The sequence below is a fragment of the Lentzea sp. HUAS12 genome, assembly GCF_024125735.1.
GTDB lineage: Bacteria > Actinomycetota > Actinomycetes > Mycobacteriales > Pseudonocardiaceae > Lentzea > Lentzea albida.
In genome coordinates, this window is sequence record NZ_CP099738.1 from 8,225,544 (window position 1) to 8,251,022 (window position 25,479).

Annotated in this window: 20 protein-coding genes; 11 read left to right on the forward strand and 9 right to left on the reverse strand. The window is 70.7% G+C overall.

Annotation, left to right across the window (positions count from 1 at the left end):
• Positions 1-53: 53 nt before the first annotated feature.
• The 3 genes from ND450_RS38580 to ND450_RS38590 are packed head-to-tail and all read left to right on the forward strand — an operon-like array spanning position 54 to position 4,165.
• Entirely contained in the window at positions 54-719 is a 666-nt protein-coding gene (locus ND450_RS38580) for a response regulator transcription factor (RefSeq protein ID WP_253323047.1), read from the forward strand.
• Positions 716-2,029, forward strand: a complete 1,314-nt coding sequence (locus ND450_RS38585; protein WP_253323048.1) for a HAMP domain-containing sensor histidine kinase — start codon at positions 716-718, stop codon at positions 2,027-2,029. Before ND450_RS38580 ends, ND450_RS38585 begins: the two co-directional genes overlap by 4 nt.
• A 54-nt stretch (positions 2,030-2,083) precedes the next feature.
• Positions 2,084-4,165: a M6 family metalloprotease domain-containing protein gene (locus ND450_RS38590; RefSeq protein ID WP_253323049.1), complete on the forward strand. Its 2,082-nt coding sequence runs from the start codon at positions 2,084-2,086 to the stop codon at positions 4,163-4,165.
• Here the strand turns inward: ND450_RS38590 and ND450_RS38595 are convergent.
• Together ND450_RS38595 and ND450_RS38600 are read right to left on the reverse strand one after the other, a co-directional pair.
• Positions 4,162-4,638 (reverse strand): hypothetical protein, encoded by a 477-nt coding sequence (locus ND450_RS38595; protein ID WP_253323050.1) that lies wholly within the window; start codon positions 4,636-4,638, stop codon positions 4,162-4,164. The two genes, ND450_RS38590 and ND450_RS38595, sit on opposite strands and share 4 nt — an antisense overlap.
• Positions 4,639-4,695: 57 nt before the next feature.
• A complete protein-coding gene (locus ND450_RS38600; protein ID WP_253323051.1) occupies positions 4,696-6,090 on the reverse strand; it encodes an LLM class flavin-dependent oxidoreductase in 1,395 nt (464 codons plus the stop codon).
• Between the two features lie 64 nt (positions 6,091-6,154).
• Here ND450_RS38600 and ND450_RS38605 point away from each other — a divergent pair, with 64 nt between their 5' ends.
• On the forward strand, positions 6,155-6,637 hold the full coding sequence (locus ND450_RS38605) for a MarR family winged helix-turn-helix transcriptional regulator (protein WP_253323052.1): 483 nt from the start codon (positions 6,155-6,157) through the stop codon (positions 6,635-6,637).
• Here the strand turns inward: ND450_RS38605 and ND450_RS38610 are convergent.
• Positions 6,634-7,329, reverse strand: a complete 696-nt coding sequence (locus ND450_RS38610) for a hypothetical protein (protein ID WP_253323053.1) — start codon at positions 7,327-7,329, stop codon at positions 6,634-6,636. The two genes, ND450_RS38605 and ND450_RS38610, sit on opposite strands and share 4 nt — an antisense overlap.
• A gap of 110 nt (positions 7,330-7,439) precedes the next feature.
• On the opposite strand from ND450_RS38610, the gene ND450_RS38615 reads away from it, so the two are divergent.
• Positions 7,440-7,943: a YbaB/EbfC family nucleoid-associated protein gene (locus ND450_RS38615; protein ID WP_143091738.1), complete on the forward strand. Its 504-nt coding sequence runs from the start codon at positions 7,440-7,442 to the stop codon at positions 7,941-7,943.
• A gap of 11 nt (positions 7,944-7,954) precedes the next feature.
• On the forward strand, positions 7,955-8,788 hold the full coding sequence (locus tag ND450_RS38620) for a hypothetical protein (RefSeq protein ID WP_089921624.1): 834 nt from the start codon (positions 7,955-7,957) through the stop codon (positions 8,786-8,788).
• A 4-nt stretch (positions 8,789-8,792) separates the two neighbouring features.
• On the opposite strand, the gene ND450_RS38625 is transcribed toward ND450_RS38620, so the two are convergent.
• The 3 genes from ND450_RS38625 to ND450_RS38635 are packed head-to-tail and all read right to left on the reverse strand — an operon-like array spanning position 8,793 to position 14,559.
• Positions 8,793-10,943: a hypothetical protein gene (locus ND450_RS38625; protein ID WP_253323054.1), complete on the reverse strand. Its 2,151-nt coding sequence runs from the start codon at positions 10,941-10,943 to the stop codon at positions 8,793-8,795.
• A complete protein-coding gene (locus ND450_RS38630) occupies positions 10,940-11,905 on the reverse strand; it encodes a nucleoside hydrolase (protein WP_253323055.1) in 966 nt (321 codons plus the stop codon). Before ND450_RS38630 ends, ND450_RS38625 begins: the two co-directional genes overlap by 4 nt.
• Positions 11,902-14,559 (reverse strand): toxin glutamine deamidase domain-containing protein, encoded by a 2,658-nt coding sequence (locus tag ND450_RS38635; protein WP_253323056.1) that lies wholly within the window; start codon positions 14,557-14,559, stop codon positions 11,902-11,904. Before ND450_RS38635 ends, ND450_RS38630 begins: the two co-directional genes overlap by 4 nt.
• A gap of 1,489 nt (positions 14,560-16,048) precedes the next feature.
• Between ND450_RS38635 and ND450_RS38640 the strand changes: the two genes are divergently transcribed.
• The 3 genes from ND450_RS38640 (at position 16,049) to ND450_RS38650 (ending at position 19,486) form a co-directional block, all read left to right on the forward strand.
• Positions 16,049-16,438 carry a hypothetical protein gene (locus ND450_RS38640; RefSeq protein ID WP_253323057.1) on the forward strand — a complete coding sequence of 130 codons (390 nt, stop codon included), beginning with the start codon at positions 16,049-16,051 and terminating at the stop codon, positions 16,436-16,438.
• Between the two features lie 257 nt (positions 16,439-16,695).
• Positions 16,696-17,253 carry an SMI1/KNR4 family protein gene (locus ND450_RS38645; RefSeq protein WP_253323058.1) on the forward strand — a complete coding sequence of 186 codons (558 nt, stop codon included), beginning with the start codon at positions 16,696-16,698 and terminating at the stop codon, positions 17,251-17,253.
• 34 nt (positions 17,254-17,287) lie between these two features.
• The gene (locus ND450_RS38650) at positions 17,288-19,486 is read left to right on the forward strand and encodes an SseB family protein (RefSeq protein WP_253323059.1); all 2,199 of its coding nucleotides are present in this window, start codon (positions 17,288-17,290) and stop codon (positions 19,484-19,486) included.
• A 95-nt stretch (positions 19,487-19,581) separates the two neighbouring features.
• On the opposite strand, the gene ND450_RS38655 is transcribed toward ND450_RS38650, so the two are convergent.
• The 3 genes from ND450_RS38655 to ND450_RS38665 all read right to left on the reverse strand — a co-directional run bounded on the left by ND450_RS38655 (position 19,582) and on the right by ND450_RS38665 (position 23,499).
• Complete coding sequence (locus ND450_RS38655; protein ID WP_253323060.1) at positions 19,582-22,005, reverse strand: NB-ARC domain-containing protein; 2,424 nt, start codon at positions 22,003-22,005, stop codon at positions 19,582-19,584.
• A 90-nt stretch (positions 22,006-22,095) separates the two neighbouring features.
• A complete protein-coding gene (locus tag ND450_RS38660) occupies positions 22,096-22,887 on the reverse strand; it encodes a hypothetical protein (protein WP_253323061.1) in 792 nt (263 codons plus the stop codon).
• A 129-nt stretch (positions 22,888-23,016) separates the two neighbouring features.
• Positions 23,017-23,499, reverse strand: coding sequence for a DUF6326 family protein (locus tag ND450_RS38665; RefSeq protein WP_253323062.1), 483 nt, complete (start codon positions 23,497-23,499; stop codon positions 23,017-23,019).
• 157 nt (positions 23,500-23,656) lie between these two features.
• Between ND450_RS38665 and ND450_RS38670 the strand changes: the two genes are divergently transcribed.
• Together ND450_RS38670 and ND450_RS38675 are read left to right on the forward strand one after the other, a co-directional pair.
• On the forward strand, positions 23,657-24,802 hold the full coding sequence (locus ND450_RS38670) for a sensor histidine kinase (protein ID WP_253323063.1): 1,146 nt from the start codon (positions 23,657-23,659) through the stop codon (positions 24,800-24,802).
• The gene (locus ND450_RS38675; protein ID WP_253328106.1) at positions 24,799-25,455 is read left to right on the forward strand and encodes a response regulator transcription factor; all 657 of its coding nucleotides are present in this window, start codon (positions 24,799-24,801) and stop codon (positions 25,453-25,455) included. Before ND450_RS38670 ends, ND450_RS38675 begins: the two co-directional genes overlap by 4 nt.
• The last annotated feature ends 24 nt before the right edge of the window (positions 25,456-25,479 follow it).

Sequence of the window (25,479 nt, forward strand, 5' to 3'; positions counted from 1 at the left end):
TGAGAGCGCGGATGCACAGCTGGCTCACAGCGAACGGCTCTACCGTCCTCGGCATGAGACTGCTCGTGGTGGACGACGACCCGGATGTGCGGGACAGTCTGCGGCGCAGCCTCGAGTTCGAGGGCTACGAGGTCACGACCGCCGCGGACGGCGCCGAGGCGCTCCCGCTCGTGCACCGCGCCGACCTGGCCATCCTCGACCTGATGATGCCCGTTCTCGACGGTTCGGAGGCCTGCCGGCGCCTGCGCGCGGCCGGGGAACGGCTGCCCGTGCTGATGCTCACCGCCCGCGACGCGCTGGGCGACAAGGTCACCGGACTGGACGCCGGCGCCGACGACTACCTGGTCAAACCCTTCGCACTGGAGGAGCTGCTGGCTCGCGTCAGGGCTTTGCTGAAGCAGAACCGGCGCCGCACGCCGTCGCAGCTGCTCCAGTTCGCCGACCTGCGGATGGACCCGCAGGCGCACGAGGTCGTGCGCGGCGGCGAGCTGCTCGACCTGACCCCGACGGAGTTCGACCTGCTCGCGGTCTTCCTGCGCGACCCGGACCGCTTGCTGACGAAGAAGCACCTCCGGCACGCCGTGTGGGGCAAGGACCAGGGCACCAACCTGCTCGACGTGTACATCGGCTACCTGCGGCGCAAGACCGAGTCGGGAGGCCGCCCGCGCCTGCTGCACACCGTGCGCGGCATGGGTTTCATCCTGCGCGAGTCACCATGAGCCGCCCGGTCCTGTTGCGCAGCAAGCTCGCGTTGATCACCGCGTTCGTCGTGGCGGTCGCGATCGCCGGGATCAGCGTCGTGACCTGGCTCGCCACCGAGCACAACCTGAGCTCGCAGCTCGACAAGTCGTTGCTGGCCAGCACTCCACCGCCGCGCATCAAGATCCGGTGCGACGAAGGCGTTCCCGCCGAAGGGCTGCGGCAGGTCCTGCAGGGCATCCAGACGCTGACCGCCGACGGCCTGAGCTGCGCGCCACCCGGCGTCGATCCCGTCGTCACCTCTGCCGAGGACGTCGTCGCCACACCGACGTTCCGCGACGGCGTCACCGAGTCGGGCGCCGAGGCACGCGTTCTGCTGCAGCCGATCGCCCCCGGCGAGGTGCTGATCCTGAGCCGCAGCAAGGCCGAGATCAACAGCACGCTGACCACGCTCGCCGGTGTCCTGACCGCCGTGTCGGTCTTCGGCGCGCTGCTCGTGGCCGGAGCCGGGCTGTGGCTCACCCGCCGCGCCCTCGCCCCCATGGAACTCCTCACCGAGACCGCCGAACACATCGCGCGCACCGAGGACCTGACCACCCCCGTCACCGTCGGCGGCCAGGACGAGGTGGGCCGCCTGGGCCGCGCGTTCACGTCGATGACGGCGGCGCTGGCCGAGTCCCGCCGCCGCCAGAAAGACCTGGTCAACGATGCCGCCCACGAGCTGCGCACCCCGTTGACGAGCCTGCGCACCAACATCGACCTGCTGGTCCGCGCCGAACGCACGGGCCGCGAACTGCCCCAGCGCGCCGAGGTCCTCGACCGCCTGCAGGCCCAGAGCCAGGAGTTCAGCGACCTCGTCACCGAACTGGTCGTGCTGGCGCGTGACGACCGGGAACTGGCCAGCGACTCCGTCGACGTGGCCGGCGTGATCGACAGGGCCGTCGAACGAGCCCGCAGCCGCGCCCACGACCACGTCTTCGACGTCGACCGCGCCGAGTGGTCGATCGTCGGCGACGCGGGCGCGCTGGAACGCAGCGTGCTCAACCTGCTCGACAACGCCGTGAAGTTCTCCCCGGCGGGCTCCGCGATCACGGTCCGCTCGAAGCCCGGCTGGCTCACCGTCAGCGACGAGGGACCCGGCGTGCCGTTCGAGCACAGGACCTCGGCGTTCGAGCGGTTCTGGCGCGCCCCGGACGCCCGCGGCCTGCCGGGATCGGGGCTGGGACTGGCGATCGTGGCGGACACCGTGGCCGCGCACTCCGGCAGCGTGCGGTTCGTGCCGAGACCGCGCGGTGCGTCCGTTCGCGTCGATCTACCGGAATTCCGTTGAGCGGCAGACGATCGACGGTGGTTGGCGAGGGCCTTCCTGCACCACGGTTAGCGCATGAAGCGCACACACCGGCGCCCTGCCCTGCTGATCACCGCGCTCCTCTCGATCGCGATGGTCAACGTCGGCAACTCGGCGGCCGCTCCTGAACCGGCCAACCACTGGCAGTACGACCACTGGCCGCAGCAACAGCCGTGGCAGCAGACGAGGGACTCCGCCCGAGTGCTGGCGCAGGCCGGGTTCCCGGGCCCGATCGACCCGCAGAACTGGGTCAACCCCGACCACATGACGTGGGAACGGGACTACAAGAAGATCCCCGGCACGAACTGGGCCGATCCGGCGGTCAAGGGGTCGGTGCGCAACTTCAAGGGCGCGCTGGTCCTGCTGGACTACCCGAACCAGCCGTTCGTCGTCACGCAGCCCAAGAACTCCACGGTGTTCGGCAACCCGAGCGCCGAGGCCTCCGGGGTGCCGCGCGCCGAGGTCGGCCAGTTCTACCAGGACTTCCTCAACAAGCCGAACGGCCTGAACCGCGGTCACACCGTGCACGAGTACTGGATGGAGACCTCCGGCGGGCGCTACGGCGTCGAGCTGAAGGCGTTCGGCCCGTACCAGATGCCGGGCAAGGACCACGAGTACGCCATGGAGTTCCAGGGCGGGACCGGGTGTCCCGCGGGCGACTCCTGCAACCGCAACATCCGCACCGACGGCCGTGCCGCGTGGGTGGCCGACGTCGGCGCCGAGGTGCCCGCGGGGTACGACTTCATCTACTACCTGTCGGCGGGCCAGGACGAGTCCGGCACCTGGCAGGAGTTCGGGATGATGAAGTTCCGGACCAAGGAGGACGTGACCGACGACTTCGGCCCGCCGGACCCGGCGCTGCCGAACTGGTCGCGCACCCGGTACGTCGACTGGACGTCGTGGGCCGCGGGCTCGTCGATCTGGCCGAACGCGGGCGGTGGCTCGTCCACCCAGGCCGAGAGCTCCGGCCAGGGCGTCTACGCGCACGAGCTGAGCCACATCCTCGGCATCGGCGACAACTACAACAACCCGTACGGCAGCCCGCCGCGCCGTGACTACAGCGGCCCGTGGGACATGCTGTCGCGCGGCTCGTTCAACGGCCCGGGCGGCCCGCACTCGCGCTGGACGATCCCGGCGACCGGTGGTGCGTCCCTTGGCGCGCAACAGACCCTGCGCAACAAGATCAAGCTCGGCATCATCGACGAGAAGAACGTCCTTCGGCTGTCCCGCGAGGCGCTGGCCGGGTCCGGCACGGTCATCGCGAAGATCACCGCACGTGAGGTGAACCCCGGCGCCACCGGCCTGACGGGCATCAACCTGGCCCTGGGCACGGGCGACAAGACGCCGTCCTGCAACGTGTCCACCGACCCGTTCTGCGACGGCGGCGGTTACAACAACTACACGCTCGAGGTCGTGGACCGGATGGGCGCCGACTCGTTCACCCCGGACTCCGGCGTGCTGCTCGCCAAGACCAAGAACGTCGACGCCGCACCGTTCACGTGGGTGGTCGACGCCAACCCGCAGGACATCGGCATGACCGACTACGTCCTGCCCGACGGCACGAGGGTCCCGATCACGATCGGCGACTACCGCCAGCTCTCGGACGCGCTGTTCCACGCGGGCACCGGCTCCGGCAGCGAGTTCGAGTTCGTCGACACGGCCAACCGCCTGCACTTCTACGTGCTGGACCTGCAACGCGACTCGCGCGGCGTGCTGTCCTACACGGTGGCGATCCGGTCGCTCGACGGCGCCGGCCCGCAGCAGCGCGGCGTGCGCGTCACCCCGACCGCGGCCCGGACCGACTCCTCGGGCGTGGCGACGTGCAGGTTCCCGCTCACCAACACCGGTCGTGCGGCGGTGCCGGGCGGACAGCACCCGGAGCCCGTCGACCAGTACCTCGACGGTGACGTCTACCGCGTGACCGCGACGGCGTCGAACGGCTGGACCGTCTCGGTGCCGAACGCGTTGGCCACGGCCGAGTTCGGCGGCAAGGTCGACGTGCCGGTGCACGCGCAGCGGAGCGGTGGTTCGGCGATGTCCAAGGTGACGCTGACGGCCGTGTCGGAGAGCAACCCCGGCAGGTCCGCGACCGCCACCTGCACGGTGACCGGCCGCTAGCGGTGACGGCTCCGGACCGGCCTGCGCCGGTCCGGAGCCACTCGCCGAGGGGGGACCGGACCCGACGTCAGCATCACGAAGCACGCCAGCAGCAGGATCGTTCCGCACGCCAGCCACGTCAGCGTCTGGACCGTGCCGATCGGCGCGATCACGCCGATGCTGAACAGCAGCAACGGCATGCCGAGCGCGTAGCAGACGCCCGCCGCGAACGTCCGGCCCGAACCGTTGAGCAGCAACGGGACCGCGGCGATGCCGGTCAGCACGGCGAACACGAGCCACGCGTACGTCATCCCGTGGTGCAGCGCGATCGTGACGTCCAGACCGTCCTCGGCCCGGATCGCGGCCTCGGCCTCGGCCGCGTAGGTGAACCCGACGGCGGCTCTCGTTCCCGCGGCGACGGCTGTGAGCAGCAGCGACGCCCCCAGGATGGTACGACCGCGCCGGACGGGATCGACTCGCTTCCTGGTGTCCACGCACCCCAGTCTGTTGGCAACGTCCGCTCCCGCGCCGCGCCACACGCCCAAGTGCACTCAGTGGTGGTACGCGATGCGGGCCATCGGCTCGACCAGTTCACCCTCCTCGTAGGACAGGTGCGACAGCAACGCGTCCGCGAGCAGGTCGACCGCCTCCTGCACCTCGGTGACCTTCTCCGGCTCCGCGACCGCGGCCACCAGCGCGGCGTCGAGCCGTTCGAGCACGTGGTGAATGACCTGGTGCTCCTCGGTCAGCCGGTCGAGCACCGGCCCCAGTCGCGGATCCCCCTGCCTGAGCTGCGGGTAGAGGCTCGTGTCCTCGAGGGTGTGGTGGATGGTGACGAGACGGCAGTAGCTCTCGCAGTACGCGCCCATCGCCCAGTTGTTCTGGCGCATGGTCATCGCGTTGATCTCGGACCGCGCGTCGCCGACCTGGATGATCCCGTCCGCGACCTGCTGGACGATCGAACGGACCTTGGTGAGCTCCTCCCGCAGGTGGTTGTGCACCCCGATCAGCTGACGCCCCAACGCCCTGCCCGAAGCGGTGTAGACGGCGCCCGCTTCAGGCGCCGGGCCTTTTGGGCGCGTCGACTCGTCCCACAACCTCTTGTCACCGCGTTCCTTCTGCACCAACTCGCGCACGGCAGGTGCGACCTCTTCCGCGAACACGCGCACCTCGTCGTCTGTGTTGACCATCAGCACGAACCCGCTCATGCCGTCGTTCAGCGCCACCTCAGCGAGCTGCTCGGCGTTGAGTTCGGTCGTGATGTTGTAGAGCCTGCGGATGTCCTTGGGATCGCGGCCTGCCTCGCGCGCGGCGTCGTCGATGATGGCGTTCATCGCCTTGAGCTGCGGCGGCGGCGCGTACGGGCTCGACGGCAGCCACCCGTCCGCCTTCCGCCCGGTGAGCTGGAGCATCCGCTTCTTGTAGGCGCCCAGCCAGATGCCGATGTCGTGCGCCGGAAACGGCCCGGGCCGCGCCCCGCTGAGTGAGTAGTGCTTGCCCTGCAAGCGAACCCCGCGCCCCGGCGTCCACAGTGCCCGGATCACCGCGATGGCCTCCTCGAGCGCCTCGATCGACTCCGGAGCAGTGCGATGAGGCCCGCCCATGGCAGCGATGGCGTCCCAAAACGCCCCAGCGCCAAGCCCGAGCTCAACACGCCCACCGCTGATGACGTCAAGACTGGCCGCAGCGCGCGCAAGCACAGCCGGCGGCCTGAGAGGCAAGTTCGCCACGTTGGGGAACACCCGCACGTTGGTGGTCGACGCGGCGATGACCGACAACGACGTCCACGTGTCGAGGTTCGCCGCGTTGTAGGGGTGGTCCTGGATGCTGACGAGCTCCAGCCCGAGCTCGTCAGCGATCCGCGCGAGCCGCAACGTCGTGGCGAAGTCCTCGGCGCCGGGTGGCAGGAACACCCCGAACTCCAGCGGGTGACCGTAATCTGTCATGCCGAAAGTATGCCACGCAGATGTTCTGCATGACAGACGTTCTGTCGCGGCTATCATTGACTGCGTGACCGCTCTGGAGGACGACTTCGGCTGGACCCTGGGCGTGGTGTTCCGCGCCCTCGTCAAGGCCACGAACGCGGCCGTGGGCGACCTCCCCGGCGGCCACCGCGGCTACCAGGTCCTCACCGCCGCCACCCGTGACCAGCCGGAAAGCCAGTCCGCCCTGTGCCAGCAGCTCGGCGTGGACCGCACGGTCATGACCTACCTGCTCGACGACCTGGAGCGAGCCTCCCTGGTCGTCCGCAAGCCGGCCCCCACCGACCGCCGCACCCGCCTCGTCGTGGCGACGGACGTGGGCCGCAAGCGCCTGGAGGAGCTGGACCTGCGCCTGGCCCACGCCGAGGCGCACGTCCTGTCCGGGCTGTCGGAGGGCGACCGCGAGACGTTCAAGGGGCTGCTCCGCCGGCTGGCCGGGCACGTCAACGACCAGGACCCGGTGCCGAGCGCGTGCGCGGTGGTCCAGGACATCGCGGCCGGCGCGTCCTAGCCCAGCACCCTGGAGAGCCAGCCCAGGAACGCGCGCTCGTCCGCCTTGACGCTGACTCGTGCGAGCGCACCGCCGGATGCCTCGACCAGCCGGCCGCTCTCGTCAAGTGCGACGTGCGCGCGGCGCAGTGCCACGAACGGCAGTTGAAGCGCGGTGGAGACCACGAGGCCGTGGTGCCGGACCGTGTCGAGCCGGACGAGTTTCGGCAGCTCCGCCCTGGTGAGCAGGAGTCTCGCCGCGGTCAGGTCGCGTCGGAGCTCCGCAGCGGCGGCGGTCTGCGTGATCACCAGCCGCTCCGCGAAAGCGGGCTTCCCGACGACCAGGGCGGCGTTCGTGGCCGGGCCCAGACCCGCCCAGCGGACCAGGCCGTTCGTGCTCGTCACGACCCGCGTCACCGCCTCGTCGAGCTCGTCACCCGCGACCACCGGCACGTCGGTGCGGTCGTGCAGGTCGAGCAGAAGCCGAAGGCGTCGCACGTCCTGCTCATCCACTGTGGACACGAGAGTGAGCGACGGCTCGGCTGCGACGAGCGCGATGACCGCGTCCGAATCGTCCCCGAAGCCCGTGTCGACGATCAGAGGCGCACCTGTCTGCGACGGTGGGAAGTCAGCTCCCGACACCGTCTGGGGCAGCCCGAACCGCTGCGCCAGGGCGGCGAGTTCCCGGCGATCCCGGTCCAACTCCTCGGCCATCGCTTCCTTCTCCAGGTGTGAGATTCGACGATACGGCCGTTCGGCCGACGCGCCGGGCGCGGCTGTGGAATCCTTTGGGTCGTTCGATCGAGGGTGAGCTGGGGGACAGGGTGAAGACGCCCGAAGAGTGGATGCGGGACTTCGAGGCGAAGATCGCCGACGCGCAGGCGAAGGCCGCCGCGGTGCAGGAAGGCCTCGCACAGGCAGGCGGTTCGGCGTCGTCGAACGACGGCACGATCACGGTCAGCGTGGCGCCCAACGGCGCCCTGACCGGCCTCGACCTGACCGCGGACGCCATGCGCAAGTCGCACGGCCAGCTGTCCGCCGAGATCCTCGAGATCGCGCGCAAGGCGCAACGCGGTGCCGCGGTGAAGGTCGCCGAGACGTTCGCCGAGGTCGAGGGCGAGGGGTCCGAGACCTACCGCATGATCACCGAGTACCTGCCCCCGCCGGAGGAAGAAGAGCAGCCGAAGGCGCCGGGCTACGCGTTCAACGAGGAGTACGAGGAGCGCGCTGCCACAGCGCCTCCGCCTCCGCCCGTCCGTCGTCCCGCGCCGCGGCCGAGCGATGACGACGACGACTTCGGCGGCGACTCGATCTTCAAGAAGCAGTAGGGCGGTCTGGGGTGTCCGAGGAGAACAGCACGACCACGTGGTCGACCGGTGCGGGCGTGGTGGACAGCGTCGCCGGTTTCGTCGACTCGCTGACGTCGGAGTCCGAAGGTGAGGGGCCGGACGTCATCGACGTCGCGCTCGGCGGCGCCGGCATGGTGGTGGACGTCGTCGCCACCATGGCGAACCCGTTGGGAATGCTCGCGTCCGCCGGTGTCGGCTGGCTGCTGGAGCACGTCGACTTCCTGCGCGAGCCGCTGGACGCGTTGCTCGGCAACCCGGACGAGATCAACGCGAACACCGACCAGCTCAAGCAGGCCGCGCTGCAGATGAAGATGGTCGCCCAGGAGCACCGCGAGGACATGCGCGCCGTCTCCGACTGGGAGGGCGCGTCGGGGGACGCGTTCAAGCGCGAGATGGAGCAGATGGCGGGCGAGTACGAGGCGCTCGGCAAGACCATGGACGGCACCGCGGCGATCTACGCCTTGTCCGGCGCGCTCGTCTGCGAGCTGCGGTCACTGGTGTTCGGCTGGATCTCGGACCTCATCGGCGAACTGATCGCGAGCGCGCTCATCGCCGCCGCGTCCGCCGTGGTGACGCTGGGCAGCTCCATCGCCGCCTTCGCCGGGTACGCAGGCACGCGCGCCGCCATGATGGCGACCAAGATCGCCGGCCGCCTCTCGAAGCTGGCGTCGGCGATGGCGCGCTTCGGCGGCCGCATGGCCAAGCTGGCGGAGAAGATGCAGGGCCTGGTCAAGGGGCTCGAACGGTTCGCCGAGTACGGCGGCTACGCGAAGACCGCCTACGACGCGGTCAAGCCCTATGACATGCCTCCCGCCAACGCCTGACGCCTCAGCTGGGCTGGCCGGTGAGCATCCGCGCCAGGTCGTCACCCCTGAGGTCCACCCCCACCGCACCACCGGGGTTGATCAGCACGAGCAGCCCCGGCAGCGTCGACAGCAGGTTCTTGAGGACGATCCCGCCCGGACGGTAGTCGCCTGGAGGGAGATGGCGCGGGGACGAGTAGAGCGCGAGCACGTCGTTGCCGTGCACGTCGCGGGCGATGAGGAGGTTGCCGTCCGGGCCGGGCTGGGCCAGCAGCGTCGACTCCAGCGCGGCCGACATGACCGCCTCGTACGGCAGCCAGCCCGCCGTCACGTAGTTGAGCACCACCTCGAACTCGGACTGCGGTTCGGGCAGGCCCAGCCGCGCCGGGCTCGGCTTGTACTCGTCGTTCACCCACGTCTTGCCGGTGAACTGCCCGTCAGGCCCGACCTCGTAGGCGCCGAGCAACGTGACCAGCGGCGCGCCCTCGATGTAGCGCGGATCGATGTCGGGATCCGCGCAGTAGATCCAGCCCCCAGGCGTCCTCGCCGCCTCCGCTCGCATCGCGTCGCTGATCGGAGGCAGGCCCGGATGCATGGTCTCGGCCGGTGCGTACTTGGGGTCGAACGCCAGGAACGCTTCTGTGGCAACGCATTCGGCCAGTTCGGCGTCGACGCCACCCGGCAGTCCGGGGATGCCGTGCCACGCCCCGAGCAGCGCGCCGACCAGCGCCGTCACCAGAGGGACGCGAGACACGGCTAGTGCGGTGGGCGGGTGGTGACCGAGCGAGCGCACGATCGACACGGCCTGGCCCCACACGGTGTCGGGATTCGGCTGGGGCAGACCGAGTTCCTGGAGGATGTACTGCGGTCCGCGGCAAAGCGCGTCGCGCGACACCGCGCGAGCGAACACCGGGCTTATCTCGTCGTCCCAGCCGATGTTCCTGATCACGGGGTTGCCGGCGCCGAGACCGGCGACCATTGCCAGCACTTCGCGCGGCGGTGGTGGCGCGTCCGGCAGCCACCCCTCGTCACGTGGCAGCCAGGGATGGTCGGCGGCCAGTGCCGGTGATGTCCGCGCTATCGAGCGGACGAGGTCGTCGGTGAGCTTGAACAGGCCCGCCGTGTTCTGATCCCTGTTGCGCGCGAACCCCGCGTAGACGCCGGCCACCCACGGCCAGGCGTTCGGTTGCGACGTGCGGTGGCCGCTCGCCTTGCCGAACGTCGGCACCTGCCAGACCGGTGCGCCGGACGTGTCCCACGTCGGCTGTGCCCCGCGGGGAGGCGGGCCTTGCCACCCGTTCTCCTGCCACCGCAGGCATTCCTCGATCATCTCGCGTTCCTGCGCGGTGAACGTGAAGTCGCAGGCCCTCGCCTCGTCCACTCGGTCGAGCAGGGCGGGACTCCCCTCCTCCTGCCTTTCGACCGCTGCCGGCTGGGCGAACGGTGCGGGCCAGCGGTCGAGGGGCATCGGCCTGCCGAGCGTCGCTCGCAACAGGAGACCGGGGTTGATCCGCACTTCGTCCGCGGTGGTCGTGGTCAGCAGTTCTCGGACGGCGACCTCGCGCCAGCGGCGGGTTCCCACCGGGAGGAACCGGTCGGACGAGTAGGTGGCGAGCCAGGTGCGGCCGTCCTCGTCCTGCCCGATCTCATCCGTCGTGCACAGCACCACGTCGAGGAAACCGGAGAGGAAGACCGGATCTTCGTCGAGCCAGTTGCACTGGTAGTAGGCGGCCATCTTGTCCGCCGGCGTCTGCGGCAGCGGCCAGCCGCGGGCCCCTGGACCGGGCGTGTGTCCCGCGTTGTAGCGGAACTCGTCCGAGCCCTCCTCCCGCAACCAGCCCAGGATCGCGACGTTCGGCACGCCCAGGTGCCCGAAGGTGTCCAGGTCCCACTCCGGGTCGACGATCGAGAGATCAGGACCCCTCTGACCCCTGGGAACTCCGCGTCGCCATGGTGAGGGCGGAGCGGGCACGTACGCGCGCGGCTCACCCCCGTCGTCGGGCACCTCCACCGCAGGAAGCGGCACGAGGACGTCGTCGATCGCGTCATAGGGAACGTGCCACTGGCCGCGCACCAGCACCACGTCGTTGGTGAGGATCCTCAGGTTCGCGGACCTCGGGCCGTGCGTGCGAACGATCCAGTCCCAGGCGGAACGGATCACTTCGTCGCGGTTCATCGAGTTCCCTCCAGCGCCTGGTCCAACCTCTTGGAAAGCCAGGCAAAAAATGCGCGGTAGTCCGCCTTGACGCTGATCCGCGCCAGGTTGCCGTCCGGTGCCTTGGTCATCCGGCCGATCTCGTCGAGCACCACGCGTTCCCGCCGCAGTGCCACGTAGGGGAGTTGGAGGCCTGCGGCAAGCGCTATACCGTCGTGCTGGATCGTGCCGGGGTGGAAGCGGTCGAACCACTGGGCCATGTGCGCGGCCACGAGCTTCGCCCACGCGGGCTCCGCCTCGGCCAGCCTTCGGTGGAACTCCGAGTCCTTGGTGATCTCCAGCTCCGGTGTGAAGGTCGTGTCCGAGAGCACCAGTTTCGGCAGCTTCCCCTTGGTGAGCAGGGTGTTAGCGGCGGACGGATCCAGCCGGAAGTTGTGCTCCGCGCGTTCGGGATCGCGGTAGTTCAGCGCGCCGCCCATCTGCGTCACGACCAGTCGTTCCGCGAGAGCGGGGTCGTCGGTGAGCAACGCGGCGAGGTTCGTCACGGGACCCATGCCCACCCACCGGACCAGGCCGTCCGTGCTGGCGACGACCTGAGCGACGGCGTCGGCGAGATCGGTGCGTTGCGGCTCGACGGAGTCCGGGACCAGACCCGCGATGCAGTCCATCCTCCGGTCGCCGAGATCCGCACCCGCCACCACGGGCACGTCGCCGCGGCCGAGCAGGTCCAGCAGGTGCCGGACGAACCGCGCCCTGCGTCCACCAAGCTCATCCACAGTGGACACAAGAGCGAGTGTGGGTTCGGCAGCGGCGGCGACGAGGGCGATGGCGTCGTCGGGATCACCACCCGCATCCGTGTCGATGATCAGGGGTGCGCCCTCCTGCGACGGTGGGAACGGATCGCCGCTCACCGTCTGGGGCAGCCCGAAGCGCTGCGCCAGGCCGGCCAGTTCCTGGCGTTCCCGGTTCAGCTGCTCGCTCATCGCTTCCCTTCCCGCAGTCCTCGCGCGTACTCGTCCCGTTCCGCGATGCTCGGCAGCGCGCCGAACTCCGTCCACACGCGACGCTGCTCGTCAGGCGGCAGGTCGCGCACGGCGGCCTCGACCGCCAGAACCGCGCCCTTGTCGCCGCGCCGCACCAGTGAGTCCATCACTTCGCGGAACCTCGGGTCGCCGCTCGCGTCTTCGGCCACCCACGAGCGCACCTGGTCCCTGCCGTGTTCGGCCCGTGCGGACAACTCGTCGCGCCACGCGCCGCCCCCGGCTCTGAGTTCGGCCATCTCCCGCGCCACGTCGACGACGGCGCGCAGGCTCATCGCCTTGGCGCCCTCGCGCACCACCGGGTCCTGGAACGGCTCGGCCACCTTCAACGGGTTGATGCCCGCCGTGGGATCGGGCTCGAAGCGTTGCGGCTGTTGCACAGGACCGTCCTCGTCGATCCGGCGCGGACTGGACATCGTACCGTGCAACGTTTCCTCGATGACGCCGATCGCGTCCTGGTGGGCGAACGTGCGACCGGGGTCGTCGGACAGTTCTCGCAACGGTTTGCCGCCGCCGTCCTCCGGTTCGAGGTCGACGAGGTAGCCCTTCTTCGCGTCCGGGTGCGGGTCGCCGGGCGACTGGCCGTGGAAGGCGTAGTGGCCCTGGAACTCCGGATCCGGGTACGCCGCGGTCAACATCTCCTGCACGGTGCCCTTGTAACTGGTGTCGACGAGACTGATGCCGCCGTCACCGTGGATGGGCACGCCTGCCGAGTCGAGGTATTCCGACAACCGGTCGTACGCGCCTGGCACGTCCTCGTCCGCGACCTTCTTGTGCAGCCGGAACTCGTCGATGGCGCTGAGGTCGCGGTCCGGGTCGGAACGCTCGATGTCCCGCAACGCCGCCTCGACGACCGCGCGTGACAGCACCACCTCGCTCGCGTGCCGGTCGAAGAACTCCGGGTCGAGTTCCCTGCTCGCGAGGGCGAGGCTGTGCCCGTCGCGACCGAGGTAGACCACGCGGTGGTCCGGATCCGCGTCGGTGAGCACCCTGAGGTCGTCCTGGATGCGCGCGGCGACGTCCACGATGATCGGCGCCGTGTACTCCCGCGCGGTGTCGTAGGTGTCGGCGAGCGCCTGCCGTTTCTCCGGGTCGGTGATGCCCAGGTCGTCCGCGACCTGGTCGACGGCCTCGGCGCGCTGTTCCTCGGGCGTCGCGCCGTAGCCGCCGTCGTCCTCGACGTGCGAGTGCGCGGTGTCGTCGGTGTAGTCCTCCGAGAGAAGACGCACGTCCGTCGCGTTGTCCGGCAGTTCGGCCAGCCGACCTGTCTGCGGATCGGCGTACGCGACGCCGTCCGGCGTGTTCACCACCCTCACGACATGGCCTTGGGTGCGGCCGTCCTCGTCCGTGTACCTGTAGGCGAGCGCGCCCCGGGAGTCCTCCGGAGTGCTCGCCATCGCCCTCGTGACGCTGTCGAAGTCGCGGTGGCTGGTCCATTCGCCGCCGAGCGCGTCCCGGACCCGGCTCAGCCTGCCTTGCTCGGCCACGTCCTCCGGCCTCGTCGGCCGTGCTTCCACCTGCTCACCGTGGTAGCGCCGCTCGTCGGCGATCATCGCCTCGACGCAGTTCGTCCGGTGGCCGTCCTCGTCGAGCCTGTTCGCGTTGACCTGGTCGATGCCGGGGAACCGCTCCTGCAACACCCGCTGCTGGGTCGCCTCGTCACCATGCCCCGCATGCAACGCCGCCGGTTCTGGTGGCCGTGGGGGTTCACCGAGCAGCCGTGCCTTGATGTCGACGTTCGTCGGCAATGGCTGCATGGGCTTCGACTCTTTGGGAGGCTCCGGTTCCTCCTTGTGAGGCGGCACCTCACCGCGTTCCGCGGCTTCGCGCGCCTCGTCCTCCTCGATCCTCCACGAGGCCCGCAGGTCGATGTCCGGGGGGCCGGGCGGCGGCACGTACTTGAGGTCGTCGGGGAGGTGGGGCTGCGTTTCGCGTGCGCCACCGATGAAGTCGGGGTTCGGCACGAACGGCCCGAGGGTCCACTTCCCGCCGCCCTCGTAGAACTTCTCGTGCCATCCCTCCACGTACCGCCAGTCGATGCCGCCGGCGTGCAGGACCTCGCTCTCGGGCAGCGGTTCCCCCGCGTATCCCAGCCGCTGCTGGGTGGGGGCGGACAGGATGCCGCCGGGCACCTTGACCCGGTAGACGTGGCTGCCTTCCTTCGTGAACGACATCGCGGTGCGGATGTCCGTCGAGGTGCTGACGAGCGTGTTCATGTCGCCCTTGACGTGCTGGTAGAGGGGATCCTCCTGACCCTCTGCCGCGTGTGGCCTGAACCCGCCGTCCCGGCGGATCTCCTCCGGCGACCGCGTGTCTCCGCGCAGCAGGACGTTGTCGTCGGACAGGAAGTCGTCGACCTTCCGGCGCGCGATCCTCCAGTCGTCGTACTGGGACAGGTCGCTGCTCACCAGCGCGACCGGGGGCAGATCGGTGGTCCGGTTCTGTGCCGGCCCGTCCTGCCGAGGCGGCCGGTCGTCCTGCCGGTGCGCGGGCGCGCCGTCCGGCACGGCGTGGGGCCTGGCGGGAGCGCGCTGCGGCTGTCCGTCCTGAGGTGCTGTGCCGCGGACGGGCCTGCCGTCGTGGGGGCTCGGCGGCATCCCCTGGTCGTGCCGGCGCTGTCCGCCACCCGGCAGGCCGTCCCCGTGTCGCTGGGGGTGCGGTCCAGGTACTTGCTGCGGATTCCCAGGCGCTATCGGCCCGCGAGGCGGTGCCGTCTGCGGGTGGGTGTTCTGGGTTTGTGACGTGCGCGGGTCGACGGAGTGAGGGTGCGCTGCTTGCGGAGCGACAGGTCCGCGCGCACCGGGAGGCCCGAAATCCCGTGTGCCGTGGGACGCGCCACCGTCCGGGAAGGGGCCTCGCCCCGCCGGGCGCGGTTCGCCCTGACCGGGATGGCGCAGGCCGCCCTGAGGTGGGTGGCCGTTCGGACCGTGACCGCCGAAGGGACGCGGCGCGGGCCCGCCGTGCTGTCCGGCCGGAGGATGCCCCTGTCCGAAGCCGGGATGACGCACAGGCCCGTTCGGGGAGGCTGAAGGCGTGCCTGGCGGTCCGAACGACGGTTGGCCGCCGTGGCGCGGCCCCTGGCCGACACCACCTGGTCGCTGACCACCCTGAGGGTGCCCACCGGCACCGGGCGGTGCCATCGGAGCACGGCCCACCGGAGGACCACCGTGAGGGGGCCCGCCCGCATTCCTGGTACCCGGTCCGGAGCCGCCGGGATGAACACCCGCCGCCGGGCCACCGGGGCCTCGGCCGACCGGTGCGGTGCCGGAGGTGTGGAAGCCGGGCCCAGGAGCCGACCCGGCTGAAGGCCTGGAACCCGCTTGGCCACCACCCGGCGTGGGGCCGCCGGCCGCGGCGGACGGCCTGGGAGCAGGTGCGTTTCCCGGAGGCCCGCCGACCGGCTGACCGCCGGGGCCTCGCCCAGGGTGAGGGGCGCCGCCCGGCGGTGGGCTGCCCGACGGAGGGCCGCCGGGGTTCCGGCCGCCCGGCAGACCACCCGCAGGGCCCGCACCGGGTGCGGACCCAGCGGCCATCGGGCCGGTGAGGCCTCGCCCGCTCGATGGACCTCCTGCCGGGGAGCCACCGGCCATCGGACCACCGGCGACCCCCCTTCCTGATGGTGGGCCGCCCGCGGGGGTGGTACCAGCGGCCCCTCTACCAGCCGGTGGGCCGCCTGAAGGGGTGGCACCGGCAGGTCCCCTGCCAGCCGGTGGGCTGCTTGCTGGTGCGGTACCGGCAGGTCCTCGGCCGGCTGGCGGAGAGTTCGTCGGCGACGCACCGGCCATCGGGCCCGTGACGCCCTTACCGGTCTGCGCGCCGCCGGGGGTGGTGGTTCCAGGGCTGGAGCCACCTGCAGGTCCGGGCGAGGACTTCACCGCAGGAGCGCTGCTGCCGCCCGGCGTCGTCGTACCTCCAGGACCACCGGGCCGTCCGGTGCCACCCAGGTCCGGAGTGCGCGAGACCGGTCCACCCGCGGCGGCCGGAGTGGTCGGGCGAACGGGAGCGGAAGGCCCGCCTTGCAGAGGGGGCGGCGCCGCTGCCCGGCTCCCCGTGGACGACGGAGACGTGGCTTGCGGAGAGGAGCCGGTGGAACTGCCCCGGTTGGTGACCGGCGCGGAGGAGTCGATCTTCCGCATCGAGTCGCCCACGGACCGCTCGGTGTCACGGGTGGTCTGCGCGGTGGCCCTCGTCTTGGCACCGGCGTTGTCCGCGGCCGTCGCGGCCATCTCCGCCGAGGTGCGGGCGGTGCTGATGGCGCGGTCCGCGTGCTGCATGGCGACCTGGCCGAACACTCCTGCGCTGCCACCGCTGGCGTTGATGTTGAGCTTGCTCGACACGCTGTTGCGGACCTGGTCACCGCGGCTCGCGATCTTCCCGCCCAGGCTCTCGACCGCGTCGGGATCCATCCGGGTACCACGACCACCGACGCCACCCGGCGACGAGGATGACGACGGTGGCGGCGCGCTGCTGCGGTGATCACCGCCGCTGTTGCCGTGGCGCGAAGAGGACGACGACCCCCGCTGACGCCCGGTCATGCGATGCTCATCGCCAGGTCGTCCGGCTGAGCTGACACCTTTGTTCCCCCAGATGCATCTTGCCTGCTGGGCAGAATGCCACATCCGGCCGAGTCGCACCCGCGAAACCCCGAGCACCGCCTGGTCGCGCCGCTGCACTCCGCTGGCCGTACGGTCGAGCGTGATCCGAGTAGAGGCAAAGGCACCCGAAGAGCGACTGTGAACCAACCGACCGGCAACCCGAGCGAGCGCATCGACGCGATCTTCGACAGCGTGTGCGCGAACGGCCTGCGTCGTGGGTCCGTGGCGGGCGCGTCAGACGACCAGATCGACCAGATGGCCGCGGACCAAGGAGTGGACCGCGTTCCCGAGGCGGTGCGCGAGGTCCTGCGCATCATGGGTGTCCGATCAGGACTGTGGCTGGCCGGCACGGCGTTCGGGGTCGACGCGATGACCGCGGAACGCAAGCGCCACGCCGTCGCCACCCTCAACGGTCTCGACCACGAGCTGACCGACCCGCGTGGCCTGCTCGCGCTCACCGCGCACCAGGGCTACGCCTACCACGTCGTCGACGGTGCGGACCTCGACCAGGACGACCCGCCCGTCTGGGACGTCGTCGAGGGCGAGGGCGCGCGCAAGGCGTGGAACAGCGTCAGCGACTGGTTCGCGGGCACCGCGCCGAACGTCGCCGACCTCCGCGACGTGCTGGAGATGATGGAGGAGATGGGCAAGCAGCCGCCGAAGTGGGCCGAGTTCGTCGAAACACGGCAGTCGTGACCGGTTTTCGCTTGTGCGGCAAGGAGTGAAGCACGTGCAGTTCGACATCGCCATCGACGGCAACGAGGCGTTCCGGATCGAGCCCGGCGCGACCGGGCCGTACGAGACGGTGCTGGGCGCCGAGGTCTGGCGCGTCACCGCGGACGGCGCGGAGCCGACCGACCTGGATCCGTTGCAGGGCCACGTGAGTGACGAGCGACTGGTGCTCCTCCGCGAGTTGCCACCGCTTCCCGGCGCGTGGCCGCAGTACCCCTCGCTCGGGCTCGGTGACATGATGCCGCGCACCAACACCTCGATCGCCGGTCAGGTCGAGGAGGCCCTCGTCGCCCTCGCACCGGAGGGCCTGCAGCAGATCGACCTCCACTGCCGCGCACTCGGACGCCACATGGAGGTCGAGGCCACGGTCACCGTCGACGGCACCACCCGTGCGTGGGCGCCTCCGGTGATGGTCAGCCAATGGCTTCACCGGCAACGGCTGCGCGACTTCCGCAACAGCCTCGGCACGTGGTTCACGGCGAGCTTCACGTTCGTCTCCGGTGGAGAGACCACGCGCCGGTTCCTGATCGAGGGCCGGCCGGAGTGGCTGGTCGAGACGGACGTGGTTCAGCACGCGGCTGATGAACTGCGGTTGCTGCCGAGGCGGCCGGAGGCGGTACCGGACTGGATGTGGCAGGCGGCGGGCAAGATCCAGCAGTGGGGGCGCGTCAAGTCCTGGGATCCCCTGCCGGAGACGCCGCCGGAGTTGGAACTGGTGCGTGCCTTCGACGTGGTCGAGGACGGCAGGGGAGTCTGGTACCGGCCGATGGTCGGTGCCAGAGAACACGATCTGCTGTTGCGCTACCTGGAGAGCGCTCCCGTCGTCCTGTCGTCGCGCGGCTCGGCGAACGACCTTTACAGCGGCGCTGAGCGGGTCGTGCCGCTCGCCTTCCGCACCGACGGTCGCTGGGTGTGGCCGGAAAGCGTCTCGTACTACCTGCGGGAGCACGAGATCCCGCCGTCAATGGCGCTGGTCGACCACATCCGGCAGCACCGCTACGAGCTCCCGGCCGTCACGGAGAACGCGAAGGCCCGCGCGGCCGCGCTCGCGATGGGCAGGCCGTTCAACGAGAACCAGATCGAGGCGGCCTTCCACAAGGCGCTGGAACCCCTCCGCCTGGTGATCACGCGCGTCCAGACCAGCCCGCGCTTCTACAGCCTCGACGGCCACCGCGACCGGGCGTGGTGCCTGGTGCGCGACGGGGACTGGTACGAGGTCTACTGGGCCGAGCGCGAGCTGAAGGAGAGGCGCGAACGGTTCGCGGACGTCCGCAACGCCGTCACCTACCTGACCGGCCAGCTCATCGAGAACCAGGACAGGCTGCGGTTCGAGATCGACGAGGAACTGCCCGCCTGGCAGTCGCCGTACCAGGTGATCTCCGAGCAGGACCCGCAGCTGGACACGATGACCGGCATCCGGCTGACCAAGGTCGAAGACCTGTGGGTGCACCGCTACGGCGATCCGGACGGCAACCTGGCCTACGAGACCGAGATCCCGTCCGACCGCGAGCACCACCTCTACCGGCTCAAGGGCCCGTGGACGCTGATCACCGCCGTCACCGCGGAAGGCGTCCGCGCCTACGTCCTGCCGGACCGGTTCACCGAGTTCCCGGACTACATCGACGACTTCACCCTGCACCCCGGCCTGCCCCCGCTCACGGACGCGATGCGCGAGCAGGCCCGCCGTCAGGTCCCCGACGCCTGGCTGCGGTGCGCGGACCCGGAGGTCAACCCGAACTACATCGAGGGCATCCCGGACGCGACGCTCTTCGGCGCGTACGCCGTGGGGGAGGACGGCGAGTTCATGGGCGAGACCTACCTCAACCCCAACTACCGCCCAGGCCCGCGGCGCCGAGGCTTCCCCGAACCCCTGGCGGACCTGGACGTGACTCTGGGCTATGTCGCGTGCGGCTGGGCTCCCCAGCACCGCCTGCTGACGGCAACGCTGGACGCCACCCTGATCGCGGAGACCGACGGCCAGGGCAACCTGCGCATCGGTGTCACCCAGGACGGCCGCCGCTTCCTCGCGGTGTGGACCGCACCGGGTCACCTGCCGCAGGACGCGGCGTCCCCGATGCAGACGACGGGCCGCGAGCTCGTCCCGGTCCTGGCCGGCACCCTGCTGTTGATCAACCCAGGTGGTCAGCTGGGGGTGGAGCTGCCGGGTGACGACCTGATCGCCGCGCTGGACCGCTGACCGCCAGGCCACCACGCGCCCGTTCGCCCGACCGGTGTCCGAACAGCCAGGTGCGGGTTCACGCGTCGACGAGGTCAGCTCACGCGTCGACGAGGTCAGCTCACGCCGTCGAGCTTCGCCCTGACCGCCGCCTCGTCCGAGTGCTCGTGCTCCGCGTACCGGGCGGCCGCCTTCTCCCACCAGGCGCGTGCCTCCGCGGCATCACCCAGCCCGAGGTGGGCGTCGCCGAGGAAGTTCTCGGCGTAGGCGACGTCGACCCACGTGCCCATCTGCTCGAACGACTCCAGCGCGCCCAGCAGCTCCGCCACCGCCTCGGCGTGCCTGCCGAGCCCGATGTACGCGCGGGCCAGTTCGGACGCCATCTGCCCGCTCAGGTGCGGGTCGGCCACGCCGTCCAAGGACTCCCATTCGGCCCTGAGTTCCAGCACCTCCGCGTGCCTGCCCGCGAGCACGAGGGCGCCGCTGAGCTGGTACAGGGCCATCCGCATCCGAGTCGGCGTCCGGCCTTCGAAGCCGCGCAGCAGGGCGAGCGACTTCCGCGCCACCTCGACCGCCTCGTGCGGCCGGTCGAGTTCACCGAGCAGCCACGCGATGCCCGCCTGCGCCCGCACCCGACCCGGGACCAGGCCGATCTCCGCACAGACCAGGTCGGCGGCCTCGAACAGCTCCACACCCCTCTCCAGTTCGCCGAGGCGGCCGTGACCGACCGCGCGCAAGAAGACGAACCTGCTCACCTGGAGGCGGTCGCCGAGCCGTTCCACCACCTCCGTCGTACGCGCGAACAGACCGATCCACTCCCGCCAGAGCCCGAACCTCTCGACCAGGTCGGTCATGAACCACACCAACTGCCAGGTGTGCCGGTCGTACCCCTGGTCGCCGGCCAGCACGACGACCGCGTAGATCACCGCGCGTTCCGCGTGGAACCAGGCCTCGGCCTCGTCCGATCGCTCGAACACCTCCGGGGTCGTGCCGGCCGACGGCACGGGAGGCTCCTCAAGAGTGCCGAGGTGGTTCCAGTAATGCGTGCGGTTCATGCATTCGAGCGTGTGGAGGTAGTGGTCGAGCATGCGTTCCACCGCCGCCGCGCGGGACGCCTCCGGTTCGTCGGCCTGCGCGCGGTCGGCGGCGTAGACCCGCAGCAGGTCGTGGCACGTGAACCGGCCGGGGGCGTGCTCGACCAGCAGGTTCGCCCCGACCAGTTCGCGCACGGCGTCGTCGGCGGGCTCACCGGCGAGGCTCGTGGCCGCCGGGATCGTGAGGTCCGGTCCCGGGTGCAGGCCGACGAGCCGGAACATCCGCGCCGCCTGCGGGCTGAGTCGCTGGTAGGACCACTGGAACACGGTGCGGACGCTGGTCTCCGCGTCACCGGTGTCGAGCGAGTCGAGCCGGGTCCGCTCGTCGGCGAGGTCGGCGGCGAGCGCGGACAGCGGGAGGTGCGGGACCTCGGCCGCCCGTGCCGCGACGATCGCGAGTGCCAGCGGCAGGCCACCACACCACGCCACCAGCTCGTCGGCGGTGTCCACCCGCTTTTCGCCGAGCCTGCTGACCAGCAGCGTGCGAGCCTCCTCGGCGCTGAGCACGTCGAGCGGGACGTCCCGCCCCGCCAGGCCGGTGAGCCGGTCGCGGCTCGTGATCAGCACGAACGACGGACCGGTCAGCAGCGGGCGGACGTGGTCGGCGTCGCGAACGTTGTCGAGCACCACCAGCAGGCGCCGGTCCGCTGTCATCTCGCGGTAGAGCGCGACCTGGTCGTCGAGAGCCTCCGGGATCCGCTCCACCGGGACCCCGAGCGCTTCGAGGAACCGGTTCAGCACGTCACCGGGTGCCATCGGCTCTCGGTGCCGGTCGAACCCCCGCATGTTCACGTGCAGCTGACCGTCCGGGAAGCGGTCGGTCGTGCTGTGCGCCCACTGCACGGCGAGCACGCTCTTGCCGACGCCCGCGGTGCCGGTGACCGTGACGATGACCGGGCCGGTCTCCTCGGCCAGCGAGGTCAGCCGGCGCAGGTGCCCGTCCCGTCCGACGAAGCGCGGCATGGCGGCGGGGAGCAGGCGGGGCGCACGCCGCTTCGACCGGGCCACGACCTCGGCGCACTCCTCCGCCACGTGCCGGACCTCGTTGCGGTGGAACAACTCGGAGACGACGTTGGTCAGCATCGGACCGCGCCACAGCTTGACGGCGCCCGCCAAGTCCTGCGCCGCAACGAGTTCGCGGAACCGCAGCAGGTCGAGCTCGTCCGGCCCGACGCGCGCCTCGTACCCGCCGGAGAGCGTCCGCACGCAGTCCGCCTCGCCGAGCGCGACCCGGAGCCGCCGCACGACCTGGTGCAGCGACTGCCTGGCCCGCGCGGGCGGAGTGCCGTCCCACACCAGTTCCGCCAGCTCGTCGACGGACACGAACCGGTTGGGGCGCAACAACAACGCCGCCAGCAACACCCGGCACCGCCCCACGGGCACCGGCACGTCGGCGCCGTCGAGCGTCACTTCCAGCGCACCGAGGACCCGGTACTGCACGACCACGGCCATCCCCCTTCGCCGCAGCGGGACCAGCCGCCGAGCTCGGCGACGACTCTAACGCCCTGATCCCGTGCCGGTCCCGGTCGTGCGTGGCTACGCCGGGTTCTCCGCGACGGCGAGGTAGTCCGTGTAGATCTGCGGCGAGCCCGAGAACGAGGCCAGCCGCTTCCACTCCTCGTACATCTGCTTGGTGTCGCGGTGGGCGGCCGCGAACTCCGCCGCCTCACCGGTGGCGATGTCGGGCTCCGGGTAGAAGACGTCCAGCGCGTCCAGGCTCGCGATCTCCATCATCATCACGTACTGGTCGAGCCGGTTGCCCCGCTCGCCCTTGAGCACGTGGAACCGCCAGTCCGGGTAGTCGTCGATCCGGTGGTGGTTCTCGGCGATGAAGCGGTCGAACATCTCCTCGGTCACGCCGGCGCGCAACGCCAGGTTGTGGATCCCGACGACCCTGGCGACGGGCTCCTCCCCAGGGCGGTCGCGGTAGCGGGGACCGGGCGTGACCGTGCTCCGCGGGTTGTCGGCCAGCAGCCGGTAGTCGGTGAACAACGTGGGCAGCTCACCGTAAGTGCCCAGCCGCCGCCACCGCGCCAGCACGGCCTCCGCCTCGGGGTGCCGCGCCCAGAACTCCCGGGCCGGCTCGGTCTGCTCACCCCGGGCCGTGACGTAGAGATCGCGCTGCTCGGCGCTCTCGATCTCGTACAACATCAGGTACTGCCCGGTCCGCTCTCCGCGCAACCCGCGCAGCAGAGTCCACCGCCACCCCGGGTACAGGGGCAGGTGAACGCCTTCAGCGCGCACGAAGGTCTCGAACTGCTCCGGCGTGACACCGGCCTCCGTGTCGATGGCGATGTACTGGAACGTGAACACCGACGAGCGTCCCATTGCGTCCAATCCTCGGGCCGGGAAGGGGAACGCGCGTCCGCCGAGCACGACCCCCTGCGCCCCATCCTGCCAGCTGCAGAGCAACGGGACCGCGTGCCGACGACGGCCGGGCCCGGTGGGCGTTCAGCGCTACTGGGCGCGAACGGGGTCGCGGTCCGGGCTGGTGGCCGTGACCGCCGACGGAGCGGTCCGGGGCCAGGTCCAGGCGTACCGCAGGATGAAGGCGAGAACGATCACTTCCAGTGCGACACCAAGGCCGTAGAAGTACGTCCAGGACTCGCCGACCACGTTGAACGCCGCGTACGGGATCTGCATCGAGGCCACGACGAGGTTCGTGACGCGGTTCGCCTTGGCAGGCAGCGTCATCGACAGCACGACCATGAGGATCGGGATCGCCATGAGCGCGACGAAGACGGTCAGCAACGTCTGGCTGACGTCGAACTCCCAGACGACGCCGACCAGGATGTCATCGACGACGCCGGGCTTGAAGAAGGCGATGATGTCCACGTAGGCGTACAGGAACATGACGCTCGTCCACGCTGCGGCGAGCTTGGCTCTCACCGAGATCCGCTGGTCGTCCAATGGGGTGGTGGCTTGACGTGTTCTCACCATGGGCTCCGTTGTCGTCGAGGATCGGTGGATCCACGATCGCCGAGCCCGGCGGTGGGCACATCGGCGTCGAAGCCGGACCCGCCTCCGCCTTCGGGAGGAGCGGCGTCTCGTTCTTTAGATCGGTCCCCGACGCCCCGGCGATCCTTAGGCTGAGCAGGTGATGACCAACGCCCTGAGCTCGCTGTGGGCCGAGCCCCGCGCCGCGGACGCTCCCGGCCGGGTGCCGCGCGACTGGGTCCTGGTCGGGGTGCTGGTGGCGGCGGCGCTGCTGGAGGGAGTCCTCCGGGACGACGTCGCCTGGCGGCCGTTCGCCACGATCGTGGCGGTCGGACTCGCGCCGGTGCTGCTGTGGCGGCGCACCCACCCGTTGGCCTGTGTCGTGGTGGCCTTCGGCACCGCGACGGCGCTGGGTCTGGCGAGCCTGCTGAGCGGGGCCCAGAGCGTGGGCCTGGACACGATGATCTACGTCCTGGTGTTCGTCTACGCGCTGGTCCGCTGGGGCTCGGGGCGCGAGATCGTGATCGGGCTGGCGGTGGTGGCGGTCGCCGCGGTGTTCGGCGGTGTGACCGACCACGCCGGACCGACCGAGCTCATCGGAGGGATCGCCGTCCTGACGGCGGCGGCAGCCGGAGGGGCGGCGTTCCGCTACCGCGCCGAGAGCTGGCGCCGGACGTTGGACCAGATCCGCAGCCAGGAGCGGGTCGGCCTCGCACGCGAGCTGCACGACATGGTCGCCCACCACGTCTCGGCGATCGCCGTGCAGGCGCAGGCGGGCCGGGCGATCGCCGCGCAGCGACCTGAAGCGGCGCTCGAGACGCTGGCGGTCATCGAGGGGGAAGCGTCGCGGGCGCTGGCGGAGATGCGGGCGATGGTCCGGGTGCTGCGCGACGGAGCGCCGGCGGGGTACGTCCCCCAGCCCGGCGTTGCCGACCTGGTGACCCTCGCCCGCCGCGACCCGCTCCCGGTCGTCGACGTGGAGTTGCCGGATGACCTGCACGAACTTTCGCTCCAGGTCGACACGGCCGTTTACCGGCTGGCGCAGGAAGCGCTGACCAACGCCCTGCGGCACGCCCGCAACGCCTCGCGTGTGGAGATCCGGGTCGTCGAGGCCGCGGGAAGGCTGCGACTGCGTGTGACCGACGACGGACAGGTCGACCCGTCGCGGTCGGTGAACCACGGCTTCGGGCTGCTGGGGATGACCGAGCGCGTGCAGCTGCTCGGCGGCACGCTGAGTGCCGGCCCGGCGCCCGAGGGCGGCGGGTGGACGGTCGACGCCGAACTGCCGACCGCGGCACGCCGATGACGGTGCGCGTGCTGGTGGCCGACGACCAGGACCTGGTGCGCACCGGCCTGTCGATGATCCTCGACGCGCAGCCCGGCATCGAGGTCGTCGGCCAGGCCGCCGACGGCCACGCCGCCGTCGAGCTGGCGCATCGGCTCCGTCCCGACGTGTGCCTGGTCGACATCCAGATGCCCGGGCTCGACGGCATCGAGGTGACCCGTCTCCTCGCGGGGAGGGACGTCCCGGATCCGCTCGCGGTGGTGGTGATCACGACGTTCGACCTCGACGAGTACGTCCACGGCGCGCTCCGGGCCGGCGCCAGGGGCTTCCTGCTCAAGGACGCCGGTCCGGAGCTGCTCGTCCAGGCCGTTCACGCCGCCGCCGTCGGTGACGCACTGATCGCGCCGAACATCACCCGGCGACTGCTGGCCACCCTCGCCGCCAGGGAACCGTCGAGCCGGCGGACCCAACCGGTCGAGCCGCTCACCGAACGCGAGGAGGAGGTGCTGGCACTGGTCGCCCGCGGCCGCACGAACGCCGAGATCGCCGCCGAGCTGTTCATCGGCTTGACGACCGCCAAGACCCACGTAGCCAGCCTGCTGGCCAAGATCGGCGCCCGTAACAGGGTCGAGATCGCGATGTGGGCGTACGACACCGGCCGGGCGGGAAACTGAACCGAACCTGACGTGCGTGCACAA

Bases quoted from the DNA above. Each gene is read 5' to 3' on its own strand.
- ND450_RS38580 (WP_253323047.1), top strand. From the start codon at position 54: ATGAGACTGCTCGTGGTGGACGACGACCCGGATGTGCGGGACAGTCTG.
- ND450_RS38585 (WP_253323048.1), top strand. From the start codon at position 716: ATGAGCCGCCCGGTCCTGTTGCGCAGCAAGCTCGCGTTGATCACCGCG.
- ND450_RS38590 (WP_253323049.1), top strand. From the start codon at position 2,084: ATGAAGCGCACACACCGGCGCCCTGCCCTGCTGATCACCGCGCTCCTC.
- ND450_RS38600 (WP_253323051.1), bottom strand. From the start codon at position 6,090: ATGACAGATTACGGTCACCCGCTGGAGTTCGGGGTGTTCCTGCCACCC.
- ND450_RS38610 (WP_253323053.1), bottom strand. From the start codon at position 7,329: ATGGCCGAGGAGTTGGACCGGGATCGCCGGGAACTCGCCGCCCTGGCG.
- ND450_RS38625 (WP_253323054.1), bottom strand. From the start codon at position 10,943: ATGAACCGCGACGAAGTGATCCGTTCCGCCTGGGACTGGATCGTTCGC.
- ND450_RS38630 (WP_253323055.1), bottom strand. From the start codon at position 11,905: ATGAGCGAGCAGCTGAACCGGGAACGCCAGGAACTGGCCGGCCTGGCG.
- ND450_RS38635 (WP_253323056.1), bottom strand. From the start codon at position 14,559: ATGCCGCCGAGCCCCCACGACGGCAGGCCCGTCCGCGGCACAGCACCT.
- ND450_RS38660 (WP_253323061.1), bottom strand. From the start codon at position 22,887: ATGGGACGCTCGTCGGTGTTCACGTTCCAGTACATCGCCATCGACACG.
- ND450_RS38665 (WP_253323062.1), bottom strand. From the start codon at position 23,499: ATGGTGAGAACACGTCAAGCCACCACCCCATTGGACGACCAGCGGATC.
- ND450_RS38675 (WP_253328106.1), top strand. From the start codon at position 24,799: ATGACGGTGCGCGTGCTGGTGGCCGACGACCAGGACCTGGTGCGCACC.